Annotated in this window: 11 protein-coding genes and 1 riboswitch; of the genes, 7 read left to right on the top strand and 4 right to left on the bottom strand. The window is 67.8% G+C overall.

Going from position 1 to position 12,296, the window contains the following annotated elements:
• Positions 1-19 precede the first annotated feature (19 nt).
• The 3 genes from C507_RS0108365 to C507_RS0108355 all read left to right on the top strand — a co-directional run bounded on the left by C507_RS0108365 (position 20) and on the right by C507_RS0108355 (position 3,626).
• Positions 20-1,399 (top strand): aminotransferase-like domain-containing protein, encoded by a 1,380-nt coding sequence (locus C507_RS0108365; protein ID WP_018699229.1) that lies wholly within the window; start codon positions 20-22, stop codon positions 1,397-1,399.
• A 35-nt stretch (positions 1,400-1,434) separates the two neighbouring features.
• A complete protein-coding gene (locus tag C507_RS0108360; protein WP_018699228.1) occupies positions 1,435-2,334 on the top strand; it encodes a hydroxymethylglutaryl-CoA lyase in 900 nt (299 codons plus the stop codon).
• A gap of 98 nt (positions 2,335-2,432) precedes the next feature.
• Entirely contained in the window at positions 2,433-3,626 is a 1,194-nt protein-coding gene (locus C507_RS0108355; protein WP_018699227.1) for a pyridoxal phosphate-dependent aminotransferase, read from the top strand.
• Between the two features lie 9 nt (positions 3,627-3,635).
• Here C507_RS0108355 and C507_RS0108350 read toward each other — a convergent pair whose 3' ends face one another.
• From C507_RS0108350 to C507_RS20780, 3 genes are all read right to left on the bottom strand, one after another.
• A complete protein-coding gene (locus C507_RS0108350) occupies positions 3,636-5,336 on the bottom strand; it encodes a hypothetical protein (protein WP_018699226.1) in 1,701 nt (566 codons plus the stop codon).
• A 257-nt stretch (positions 5,337-5,593) separates the two neighbouring features.
• On the bottom strand, positions 5,594-6,271 hold the full coding sequence (locus tag C507_RS0108345) for an energy-coupling factor ABC transporter permease (RefSeq protein WP_018699225.1): 678 nt from the start codon (positions 6,269-6,271) through the stop codon (positions 5,594-5,596).
• Positions 6,272-6,306: 35 nt separating this feature from the next.
• A riboswitch (cobalamin riboswitch) is annotated at positions 6,307-6,520 on the bottom strand.
• A 19-nt stretch (positions 6,521-6,539) separates the two neighbouring features.
• Positions 6,540-7,265 carry an FCD domain-containing protein gene (locus C507_RS20780; protein ID WP_018699224.1) on the bottom strand — a complete coding sequence of 242 codons (726 nt, stop codon included), beginning with the start codon at positions 7,263-7,265 and terminating at the stop codon, positions 6,540-6,542.
• A 166-nt stretch (positions 7,266-7,431) separates the two neighbouring features.
• On the opposite strand from C507_RS20780, the gene C507_RS0108335 reads away from it, so the two are divergent.
• The 4 genes from C507_RS0108335 (at position 7,432) to C507_RS0108320 (ending at position 11,175) form a co-directional block, all read left to right on the top strand.
• Positions 7,432-8,556, top strand: coding sequence for a cupin domain-containing protein (locus C507_RS0108335; protein WP_018699223.1), 1,125 nt, complete (start codon positions 7,432-7,434; stop codon positions 8,554-8,556).
• A 117-nt stretch (positions 8,557-8,673) separates the two neighbouring features.
• Positions 8,674-9,585, top strand: coding sequence for a fumarylacetoacetate hydrolase family protein (locus C507_RS0108330; RefSeq protein WP_018699222.1), 912 nt, complete (start codon positions 8,674-8,676; stop codon positions 9,583-9,585).
• Between the two features lie 4 nt (positions 9,586-9,589).
• Entirely contained in the window at positions 9,590-10,255 is a 666-nt protein-coding gene (locus C507_RS0108325; RefSeq protein ID WP_018699221.1) for a flavin reductase family protein, read from the top strand.
• A complete protein-coding gene (locus tag C507_RS0108320; protein WP_018699220.1) occupies positions 10,252-11,175 on the top strand; it encodes a carbon-nitrogen hydrolase family protein in 924 nt (307 codons plus the stop codon). Before C507_RS0108325 ends, C507_RS0108320 begins: the two co-directional genes overlap by 4 nt.
• 114 nt (positions 11,176-11,289) lie before the next feature.
• On the opposite strand, the gene C507_RS0108315 is transcribed toward C507_RS0108320, so the two are convergent.
• Positions 11,290-12,153, bottom strand: a complete 864-nt coding sequence (locus tag C507_RS0108315; RefSeq protein WP_018699219.1) for a fumarylacetoacetate hydrolase family protein — start codon at positions 12,151-12,153, stop codon at positions 11,290-11,292.
• Between the last annotated feature and the right edge of the window lie 143 nt (positions 12,154-12,296).

Below are 12,296 nucleotides of genomic sequence, written 5' to 3'. Positions count from 1 at the left end.
ATATTCTAGGGACAGTTCCGTGAAACGCACCGAGACCCTCGTCGAGGCGATCGTGGCCAAGGTCTCCGCAGGGCTTGCCAAGGGCGCCTACAAGGTGGGCGACCGGTTGCCTTCGGTGCGCCGCGCCGCAGAGGACTACGGCGTCTCCAAGAACACCATGGCGGAGGCCTACGACCGGCTGGTGGCGCAGGGACTCCTGGAGGCGCGGGCCGGCTCCGGCTTCTACGTCTCGCATCTGGAACTGCCGAGCCCCACCGAACCGCCGCCGCATGTGGCCACCGCGGTCGATCTCGTCTCGCTCCTGCGCGAGCAGCTCGACCGGCGCTACGAGGTCAGGCCCGGCGACGGCCGGCCACCGGCGTCGTGGATGGAAGGGTCGGAGCTCCGGCGCCACTTCGCCAGCTTCAAGGCGGCTGGACCAGACAGCGTCGATTTCGGCTACGGCTCCTCGCGCGGCTACGAGCCGCTGCGCGAACGACTGCGACTGATGCTCCTCGACCGATCGATCTCGGTGGCGCCGGACGGATTGCTGCTGACCAACGGCGCCAACCACGCCCTCGACCTGATCGTCCGCCACCTGCTGGAGGCCGGCGACACCGTTCTCGTCGACGACCCCGGCTACTATCCGCTGTTCGGCAAGCTGACACTGGCCAAGGTCCGCATCGTCGGCGTGAAGCGAAACCCGGACGGTCCAGACCTCGACGATCTCGCCGCCAAGCTGGCACTGCACCGGCCGAAGATCTTCTTCACCCAGTCCCAGGCCCACAACCCGACCGGCGGCTCGCTGTCGCCTCCCGTGGCGTTCGGCCTGCTGCAGGCGGCTGAGCGCTGGGGCACGCTGGTGGTCGAGAACGACACCTTCGCCGACATCCTGCCGCCGACGCTGCCGCGGCTTGCCGCCCTCGATCAGCTGAACCGGGTTCTTTATGTCGGCACCTTCTCCAAGACGCTGTCAGCCAGCCTGCGCTGCGGCTTCGTGGCCGGCCATCCGGACGTGGTCAGCGCGCTGGCCAACTTGAAGATCCTGACCACCGTTGCGACCTCGGACTTCGTCGAGCGGTTTGTCTTCAACCTGATCCAGGGCGGCCAGTATCTGCGCCACATCCGTCGCCTGCGCGCCCGGGTCGAAGCGGCCCACCGCGCGGCGATCGGCGATCTGGAGAGCGTCGGCCTCCGGCTGCGGCCGAGCAAGGGGCCCAGCTTCTATCTCTGGGCCGACCTGCCCGACCACGTGGACGAGCTCGAGCTATGCCGGCGCGCCGCGGATGCGAGCATCTTCCTGGCACCGGGCAGCGTCTTCCGGCCCGACCGCGGCGAGGCGCATCCCGCCGCCATCCGCTTCAATGTCGCCTATGGCTCCGACCCGAGGCTACTCGACTTCCTCGCCGGCGCCCTCTGACTCCCGAGCAACCCGAACCACCGACAGGCCCCACCATGAGTTCCCTTCCCTCCCGCGTCCGCATCGTCGAAGTTGGCCCCCGCGACGGCCTGCAGAACGAGGCGGAGATCGTTCCCGCCGCCGTGAAGATCGAGCTGATCGACCGGCTCGGCGCCGCCGGCTGCGAGACCATCGAAGCCGGCAGTTTCGTGTCGCCGAAATGGATCCCGCAGATGGCCGACACGGCCGAGGTGCTGGCCGGCATCGAGCGCAGGCCCGGCGTCGGCTATCCCGTTCTCGTGCCGAACATGAAGGGGCTGGAGCGGGCGCTGGAGTGCGGGGTCGAGGAAGTCGCCGTCTTCGCCGCCGCCTCCGAGGCGTTCTCCCAGCGCAACATCAACTGCTCGATCGCTGAGAGCCTTGAGCGCTTTGCGCCGGTGATGGAGGCCGCCGACGGCAACGGACTGAGGGTGCGCGGCTACGTCTCCTGCGTGCTCGGCTGCCCCTACCAGGGCGAGGTGCCGCTTTCCGACGTGGTCCGCGTGTCGAAGGCGCTTGCCGACATGGGCTGCTACGAGGTCTCGCTGGGCGACACGATCGGCGTCGGCACACCTACGAAGGCCGCCCGCATGGTCGAGACGGTGGCGGCCGAAGTGCCGGTGGAGGCGCTGGCGCTGCACTTCCACGACACCTATGGCCAGGCGCTTGCCAACATCCACGCCTGCCTGCCGCTGGGCGTGGCGGTGGTCGATGCCGCCGTGGGCGGGCTCGGCGGCTGCCCCTACGCCAGGGGCGCCACCGGCAACGTCGCGAGCGAGGATCTCGTCTACATGCTGCACGGCATGGACATCGAGACCGGCATCGATCTCGACGCGCTGACGGAAACGGCCCGCTTCATCTCCGCCGCCATCGGTCGCGAGCCGGCGTCGCATGTCGCCCGCGCCCGCGCGGCCTGACCGGATCGCGCAAGACGCTTGAACCGGCAGCCGTGCGGGACGAAGCTCGCCCGGCACGCCGAGCGGCCCGTGCCGCCCATCAGAAGAAGGCAATCCCCATGCCCGTGATCGACCGCAGCGCGGCCCCGCGCGCCGTGGACCGCATCCGTCCCCAGATCCTCGACCTGGAGATGGAGAACATCGCCGAGCTTGCCATGCGGGCGAGTTCGATGACCGACGTCATCACCCTCTGGTATGGCGAAGGCGACCTGCAGACGCCCGGATTCATCAAGGAGGCGGCGAAGGCGGCGCTCGACGACGGCCAGACCTTCTACGTGCCCGACATGCGCGGGCTGCCGGCCCTGACCGAGGCGCTATCGGCCTACCAGGAACGGCTGCATGGACGCCCCTTTCCGCTGTCGCGCTCCACGGTAACGCCCGGCGGCATGCAGGCCGTTTTCCTGGCGCTGCAGCTTCTCGTCGATCGCGGCGACAACGTCGTCTACGTCGAACCGCAGTGGCCCAACATCCGCCACGCCATCCACGTGGTGGGCGGCGAGCCCCGGCCCGTCGCGCTCGACCATCGAAACGGTCGTTGGCAGCTCGACCTCGAGGCCGTCTTCGACCGATGCGACGCCCGCACCCGTGCCATCATGTTCTCCACGCCGTCCAACCCGCTCGGCTGGACGGCGAGCGCAGAGGAACTGGAGGCGCTCATCGCCTTCAGCCGGCGCACCGGCATCTGGATCCTCAGCGACGAGATCTACAACCGGCTCTCCTTCGCCGGCGAGACCGCGCCCTCGGTCCTGCAGGTGGCGGAGGAGGAAGACCTCGCCATTGCCATCAACGGCTTCTCCAAGGCCTGGGCGATGACCGGCTGGCGGCTCGGCTGGCTGACGCATCCGCCCTCGGTCTCGGAGGCCCTGTCGGCCATGACCCAGTACATGAACTCTGGTACCGCAGCCTTCGTGCAGGCCGGCGGCGTGGCGGCCCTCGAGCAGGGCGAGGAGACCGTGCGGACGATCCGCGCGCGCTGCCATGCCGGCGTCGACGCGGCCTACGACGCGCTGTCCGGCCTCAACAGCGTGATCCTTCCGGAAAAGCCCGATGCCGGGATGTACGTGACGTTCGAACTGGCCGGCGAGGCGGATTCACGTGCCGCCTGCACACGGATCCTGCAGGAGGCCCGGGTGGGCCTGGCGCCGGGGTGGCTTTTCGGGGAAAGCTCCAACGCGCTGGTGCGCATGTGCATCTGTCGCGACACGCGCGAGATCGCCGAGGCTGGCGCCCGCATCGCCCGGGCGCTGGGCTGACAGTGCGGCTCAGCGGGCGACCACGGAGACCGGCCCTTCTGTCCAGGTGTCCGTCCCCTTCGGCGGTCCAGTCGGCGTCAGCCTGAGCCGCGCGATCGCTCCGATATCCGGGAGCATGGTCAGGCGCCGCGCCGCGATGGTGTCCACCGTCTCGAAGCGTCCGTCGCCGTGGTCCACATCCAGGCGGAACCCTTCGGGATAGTCGCCGCCATGCCAGTGCGGCAGCGTTGCCTCGAACCGCAGCGCCAGGGGCTTGGTCGGACGCTCGAACGACAGGGTGAGAACGCGTCCGCCGGGGGCCGGCGCCGTCGAGAGATGGATGGCGACCTCGTGAGCTGCGACCTCTCTGGCCCGGGCCTGCCAGACGATCGCCGCCAAGAAGACGAGCGAGACGGCGCCGAAGGCGGATGCGAGCCGGTTCGGCCGCCGGATGGTCGCCGCAGCAGCCAGGCAGACGACAAGCGCCGTTGCAACGAGCCCGCCCCTGGTCAGGAGCGCAGCGTTGGCCTCGAGCCCCAGCGACCGCTCGCCGCGCAGGAAAAAGATGGGATCGGCCGCCAACCAGGGCGGAAGGTAGACCAGGCCAAACCAGTCGAACAGCCGATCATAGATGATCGAGACCTCGCGGTTCTCCAGGAACGCGTTCGGGTCGAAGCCATAGAAGACCGCCATCCCGGCCGATATCAGCCCAAGCATGGCCGTGACCGCATGCCCGCACCAGGTTCGCTGCTCCCGGACCCAGATGGCCAGCCCGACCGCGAAGATCGGCATCGCGGCGCACCAGAACCGAGCCGGCATGGACTCCATTGCGGAGCTCCACGCGATGGTTCCGGCGTAGGCGAGGAGCAGGACGAGGCCCTGCACCGCCAGCCTCTCGCGTCGCAGCACGCCCACGACGAGGCCCGCGAGCGCGACGATCATCAGCGGATTGAAGATGAACAGCCCATGCCTCTGGGAGATCAGCTGGACGGCCAGTCGCGGAAGAACATCGTCGAGCGTTGGTGAAAAGGTGGCGGTCGCCGAACCGAAATACTGTCCCGACACCCAGAGCTGGTAGGCAAGCAGCGCGGCAAGCGCCACGGCGCAGGAAGCCGCAATGGCCGCAACCTTCAACACGAGCCGACGGCTTCGTAGGCCCCGCTCGGCGCTGATCTCACCCGCGATGTAGAGGGCGATCAACGCCGCGGAGGCGGGCCCCATGCGCAAATGGAGGAAGGGCAGGATCAGCGCTGACAGCAGGAACAGAGCAAGATGCCCCCACGTCCGGCTCCGCGACCCAAGCAGCATCCAGCTCACCGTCAACGCGGTGAACAGCCAGGCTTCGGTATAAAGGATCCAGGAAAAGGCCAGCAGCGGCAGGGTCGCAAAGACGGCAACGGCCGCCCCCAGAGCCAGCCAGCGGGAAAAGTGAGCCCGCAGCATCGATAGGAGGAGACAGAACCCCACCGCCGCGATGGCAAAGGCGCCTGCTCTCCCGCCCGTCGGTCCGAAGACATCGATCAGCGGCGCGATCGGAATCAGGTGGAGCGAGGCGTGCGGATGCCCCCCGACGGTGTCGGCGTGGCCCAGCCAGGCCAGCGCCCGGGCGACGTAGCGCGGCTCGTCACCGGTGATGTAGGGCTGGGGGCCGACCAGATGGACGAGAAGGACAGCCGCCACGACCGCGGCGCCGAGGATCCAGGCTCCGTCGAGCGTCCAACGTTGATGCATGCCACCCTCACAGGCTCCCACCACCCGGGCCGGCTTCAGGGGCATTGATCCGGTTGCGGGTTCACGCCCGTGTAGTCCGCCGGGCGTGGCGCACACAAAGCGGCAAAAAGATTACGGAATTGCGAGACCCTGTTCCGCGACGCGTGTCGCGGCCCGGAGAAACCGGGGGCGACCGGCGACCAACGCAAAGCGGCCGGGCAGAGCCCGGCCGCAAGGCAGTCTTTGATCCGGCGAAGTTGGACCGGGAGGCGACCCGGTCAGGCCGGCTCGTAGAGGCGCGGCGTCACGAGGCCCGAACCACGCAGGCCATGCAGCGTCTTGGCGCCGGCCAGAACCGCCAGGTCCACCAGCGGCTCGAGCAGGATGACCAGCATGTAAGCGCCGCCGAAGGTCACGATGGACTGCACGTTGGCCGCCGTGAAGCCCTGGCCGTAGAGCGCCCAGAAGCCGACCCACGCCACGATACCCGCCTGATAGGTGGTGGAGAGCGCCAGCGCCTGGCGATACTTGAGCTCCACATAGGGCGTGTTCGGCGCGATGATCTTGCGGCTCAAGGCACCGAGCGCGAACAGCGGCACCAAGAGCGTGGTGACGTTCATGCCGAACTGCGGCAGGTCGAATGGCGCGAAGAGCAGCCCCTGGGCGAGCAGGCCAAGGGCGAGGCCGATGGCGGCGGGGGCCATACCGAACAGCAGGAACAGCGTCGAGCCAAGGATCAGGTGAACTTCCGATACGCCGACCGGATAATGCGGCAGCACCTCGAAGAAACAGAAGACGAGAGCGGTCGCGACGACCGCGCGCGCGGCAAGCGAGACAATGCCGCGATCCTTCGCGTCGAGGTAGGCCTTGCGCAGGGCGAAGGCGCCCGCGCCGGCGGCGGTTACGTAGCTGAGGCCGATCTTGCCGGCGTCGACCAGTCCAGGCTCGATATGCATTCCGAAGCTCCTTGCCGTCTCACCCGACGGCGCTCGAGAAATATCCGCACAAGGCCGGTCTCCTGACTCGCGGGTCGTCGCGCCACCCGTCTTCCCACCGGCCCGTAGCCGGCAGTGACGTTTTGGGTGGCCGCTCGCCGCTCACAGTCGCGGGGGCGGTCCGGGCTCCAGGTCTTTCGACCCTTCCCGGTTCCCGTTTCAGCTCGAACGCACCGTGCGTTTCGAACCACCTTGCACGCGCATAGGAGGCGCTGCCTCACTGGCGAAGTCAACCCGTCGGCTGGCCGGCCGCCCCGCCGCGAGCGCCGAACGCCGCCTCAATAAAGCGACCGGTGTTTTCGTAGTGGGCGGCGAGCAGTACCAGCGCCCCTGCCGCGTCCCGGGACAGCGCTGCGTCCTTGAGAAGAGCGTGTTCGGCAACGACGTCTCGGCCGGGCCCGCGCCGGTCCCCTTCGGCCAGGAGATGCGGGCGGCGATAGCGCTCGGACTGCACGAAGAGCTGGCCGGCGAGATGCAGCAGCGTCGGCGACCCGCAGCCGGCGATGAGTGCACGGTGGAAGGCCGCATGACGGTCCTCGAAGAGGGCCCGATCCTCGGATCCGGCCGGCGGACGCGCCGCGCACTTGGCAAAGGCGTGGAACGTGGACACGACACGGCCTTCCCACGCGTCGTCACCCGCCTCGATGGCCAGCCGGAACGCCTCCCCTTCCACGACGATGCGGGCGCGCAGGAGGTCCCACATTTCCGCAAGGGACAGCGGCGCTACCCGAAAGCCGCGCAGGCTCGTCTGTGCCACCAGCCGATCGGCGGCAAGCCGAGTAAGCGCCTCGCGGATCGGCGAGAAGGAGTAGCCGTAACGCTCCTTGAGCGCCTCCAGCCGCAGGGGTTGCCCGGGCTCGAAGACGCCGTCCAGAATATCGGTGCGAATGGCATCGCAGGCGCGATCGGCGAGGCTGCCGGCGGGCTTCACGGTGTCGAGGTCGAGGGCGGTCATCGTGTCTCGGGGCATCAGGACCGGGAGCCGGTTTGCGGGCATATTTTATGCATGTTTCTCAATTTTATAAAATCTTGACGCGCGAGACGCCAGAGCGTTAGCTGGGGTCCGAGCGTTTTCATCCGCCGGGCGAGCCGATCGGCCTCGCGGGCGAGGGAGGTGTCGGATGAGCAAGTCTTACGACGACTATCGCGAGGACGTGGCGGGACGCGCCAACGTCGAGGACACGCCGGAACTGGTCGCCTATTATGAAGAGCTGGCGGAAAACGACACCGCGGCGCTGTGGACGGTGGCCAACAAGATCGAGCCGTGGGAGCCGGTCTCCTCGTCGGTTCCCGTGCTGTGGCGCTACGCCGACCTGCGCGACAAGGTGCTGAAGTCCCTCGACCTCGTTTCCGCCGAGAAGGCCGGGCGCCGGGTCATCTATCTCAACAACCCCGGCCGCACCGACGTGGCCGCTGCTGTCGGCTGGCTCTATTCCGGCCTGCAGGTAATGAAGCCGGGCGAGCGCGCCTCTGCGCACATTCACGCGGCCTCGGCGCTGCGCTTCATAATCGAGGGCCAAGGCGCCTACACCATCGTCGACGGTCACAAGATGACGCTGGGCCCGAATGATTTCGTGCTCACCCCGAACGGGACCTGGCACGAGCATGCCATCGCCGAGGACGGGACGGAGTGCATCTGGCAGGACGGGCTCGACATCCCGCTGACCAACGCGCTGGAGGCGAATTTCTACGCCGTCCACGAAGACCTGCACCAAGCGGTCGCCTACCCGGTCAACGATTCCACCTATCGCTGGGCCGCGCCGGGCATGCTTCCGGCTGGCGAGACCTGGAAGAACGGCTATTCGCCGCTGTTCAAGTACGAGTGGGAGCCTGCCTACGAGGCGCTCACGAAGCACGCCAAGGCTTCCGACGGATCGCCCTATGACGGCATCCTGATGAATTACGTGAACCCGTCGACGGGCGGCCACGTGATGCAGACGATCGGCGCCAGCATGCAGCTGCTGCGCCCCGGCGAGCGCACCAAGGCCCACCGCCATACCGGCTCGTTCCTCTATCACTGCGCCAAGGGCGAGGGCTATTCGATCATCAACGGCAAGCGCTTCGAGTGGAAGGAGCACGACATCTTCTGCGTGCCCTCCTGGGCGTGGCACGAGCACGGCAACATGTCGGACAGCGACGATGCCTGCCTGTTCTGCTTCAACGACTTGCCGGTGATGGAAAAGCTCGGCTTCTGGCGTGAGGAAGCCTTCGGCGACAACGGCGGCCAGCAGCCCGTCCTCGCCTGAGCCCACCGCACCGAGACGCCCTGCCCGGCCGCAATCCGCCGCGGTCACGGGCCTGCAACAGTCCGTCCCCAGCATGAGGCCGCGCGCTGACGCGCGGCTCACTGAAAGAAGGTCTTCATGAAGCTCGTCACCTACCGCAAATCCGTCGAAGAACCCGCCCGCCTCGGCGCCCTTGCCGAAGGCTTCGTCCTCGACGTGGAACGTCTCGGCTACGGCGTCGGGCTGGAACTTCCCGACCGGATGATCGACTTCATTTCGGCCGGCCCGGCTGCCTGGCGTGTGCTGCGCCACCTCATCGACGCGGGCTTCGACGACTGGTCGGTGGATGCGGTGATCCCGGCCTCCAATGTCACCCTGCTCGCGCCGATCCCCCGCCCCGCCAAGAACATCTTCGGCATCGGCCTGAACTACGTGGAGCACGTGGAGGAATCCTCCCGCACTCTCGACACCTCCGCCGACCTGCCGAAGGAGCCGGTGATCTTTTCCAAGCCGCCGACGGCGGTGATCGGCCCCAACGATCCGATCCGCCACAATGCGGCGCTGACCCAGCAGCTCGACTGGGAAGTCGAGCTGGCCGCCATCATCGGCACCACGGCGCGGGGCGTGTCCAAGGACGAGGCCCTCGACCATGTCTTCGGCTATTCGGTGATGGTCGATGTTTCGGCGCGCGACTGCCGCCGCGCCGGCCAGTGGATCGTATCCAAGGGCCAGGACACCTTCGCGCCGTTCGGCCCGTGCATCGTCACCGCCGACGAGGTCGGCGATCCGCAGGACCTCGACCTGTGGCTCACCATCAACGGTGAGGAAAAGCAGCGCTCCAACACGAAGCACATGCTCTTCAAGGTCGATCACCTGGTGTCGGACATCTCCTCCTGCATGACGCTGGAGCCCGGCGACATCATCGCCACCGGCACGCCGTCGGGCGTCGGCGCCGGCCGCGATCCGCAGGAGTTCATGTGGCCGGGCGACGTGCTGGAGTGTGGCGTGGAGAAGATCGGCACCCTGCGCCACCCGGTAGTGAAGGCCTGAGGCCATGAGCGCGGACGACGGTCGCGGCTACCGCTCCTTCGACTTCACCGCGATGACTGCGGACGAGTGCTACCGGCTGCTCGCCTCCTCCATCGTGCCGCGGCCGATCGCCTGGATCGTCTCGCGCTCCACCGACGGCATTCTCAACGCCGCCCCCTACTCCTTCTTCAACTGCTTCGGCGGCGATCCGCCCACCGTGGCGATCGGCTTTCTGCCTCAGGATCCGATCAAGGACACGCCGAAGAACATCCTCGACACCGGCGAGTTCGTCGTCCACCTGGTCTCCGAGGAGCTCGGCGAGGCGATGAACGTCACCTGTACCGATGCACCGCCGGAGGTGGACGAGGTGGCGCTCGCTGGGTTGGAGACCGTGCCCAGCAGCCAGGTCGGTCCGCCGCGCCTTGCGGCAGCTGTCGCTGCTTTCGAGTGCCGGATGAGCCACCACATCTGGACCGGTCCGAAACAGCTTCTCGTCGTCGGCACGATCGTGGAGGCGCACTTCCGCGCCGACATCATCGGCGAGGGCGATCGGCCCCGGCTCGACACGCCGGACATGCACCTGATCGGCCGCATGCACGGGCGCGGCGTCTATGCCCGCACCACCGATCTTTTCGAGATGGACCGGCCGCGCTGGGCCGACATCGGCGCAAGCAAGGAGACCGACCGATGACCAAGGTGACGCTCGCGGTGGTGCAGGCCGCCACGGTCCCCTTCGACGCCGAGGCCGCCACCGACAAGTGCGTCGGACTGATCGCGGAAGCCGCGGCGAAGGGTGCCGAGCTCGCGGTCTTTCCCGAAGCCTTCATCGGCGGCTATCCCAAGGGGCTCGATTTCGGCTGCGCCATCGGCCGTCGTACCCCCGAGGGACGCCGCGACTTCCAGCGCTATGTGGAAGGCGCAATTGCCGTGCCGGGGCCTGAGGTCGATCGGCTGGTGGAGGCCTGCGCCGAGGCCGATCTCCATGCCGTCGTCGGCGTCATCGAGCGCGACGGCGGCACCATCTACTGCACCGCGCTCTATCTCGGACCCGACGGCCTGCTGGGCAAGCACCGCAAGGTGATGCCCACCGGCTCGGAGCGCCTCGTCTGGGGCTTCGGCGACGGCTCGACGCTGACCGCGGTGGAAACGCCCTTTGGCACGCTCGGCGGCGCCATCTGCTGGGAAAACTACATGCCCATGTTGCGCATGGCGATGTACGCCAAGGGCGTGCAGATCTGGGCCGCACCGACGGCGGACGACCGGGAGAGCTGGCCCTCGACCATGCGCCACATCGCCATGGAAGGCCGCTGCTTCGTGCTCTCGGCCTGCCAGGTGATGCGCCGCTCCGACTATCCGGCCGACTACGAATCCCGGATCGAGGCGGAGCCCGACGACTACCTGATGCACGGACGCTCGCTGATCGCCGGTCCGCTCGGCGAGGTCCTCGCCGGCCCGCTCGTCGACGAGGAAGGCATCCTCACGGCCGAAGTCGAGATCGACGACCTGATCGGCGCCAAGCTCGACTTCGACGTTGCCGGCCACTACGCGCGGCCGGACATCTTCCGCCTGTCGGTCAACGAGAAGCCTCAGCCGCCGGTCAGCGGCGAGTAGGCGCACCTCTGGACCGGCGCCTTCCGGCCGGATGCCACGCTTTCCGGGAAACGCAGCCCCCTTCGAGCCGCGTTTCCCTAAAGATAACCGATGCCCGCGCGGCGCGGATGCGCGTCAGCGCGTCTCGTCGGCGATGGGGTTGGAGAGGATGCCGAGGCGCTCGACCTCAATCTCAACCGTGTCGCCGGCCTTCATCCACTTCGGCGGCGTGCGGGCATGGCCGACGCCGGGCGGCGTGCCCATGGCGATCAGGTCGCCCGGCTCCAGCGCCGCGAATTCCGAGATCGCCTCGATGGTGCGGGCCACGGAGAACACCATGTCGTCGGTGTTGGCATCCTGCAGCACCTCGCCGTTGATCCGCGACTGGATCCGGAGGCCCGTGCAGCCGGCCGGCAGCTCGTCGACGGTGACCACGTCGGGGCCAATGGAGCCCGACCGGTCGAAATTCTTGCCTGGGGTCCACTGCGCCGTCTTGCGCTGGTAGTCGCGCACCGAACCGTCGTTGAACAGCGTGTAGCCGAACACGTGGTCGAGGGCGTCGGCCTGGCGGATGTGGCGCCCGCCCTTGCCGATCACCGCCATGAACTCCGCCTCGTAGTCGAAGCGCTCCGAGCACAACGGCCGGATCAGCGGAGCACCATGGGGCACCACCGAGGCGGCCGTGCGCATGAACAGTGCCGGATAGTCCGGCACGTCGTAGCCGCCTTCCTTGGCGTGATCGACATAGTTGAGGCCGAGGCAGACGATCTTGGTGGGCGCCGCTAAAGGCAGCGCGAACGAGACATCGGCCAGCGGGATGCGCGGCGCACCGGCCATTGCCGCGCTCGCGGCATCGGCGGCCGCCTGGCCGGCCTCGATCACCGGCAGCAGGTCGCCCTGGAACAGCGCGCCGGCGCCCGACAGGTCAACGACCGCATCGCCCTCGATCACGCCGACCGCGGTTCCGCCGCCCGACCGATTGAATACCGTCCACCGCATGCGCGTTCATCCCATTCTTGTCTCGACTAACCGGCCGGACGATACGTCCCCTGCAAGGCCTCAGTCAATCGATGAAACATTGACTGAGGCTTTTTTATCGACAAAATTCACCTTGAGAGCTTGTAAGCGGCTTTATCATAAAG

Source organism: Amorphus coralli DSM 19760 (assembly GCF_000374525.1).
Classification (GTDB): domain Bacteria; phylum Pseudomonadota; class Alphaproteobacteria; order Rhizobiales; family Amorphaceae; genus Amorphus; species Amorphus coralli.
The sequence above is the reverse complement of the archived record's forward strand: the minus strand, read 5'-3'. Positions and strand labels throughout refer to the sequence as shown.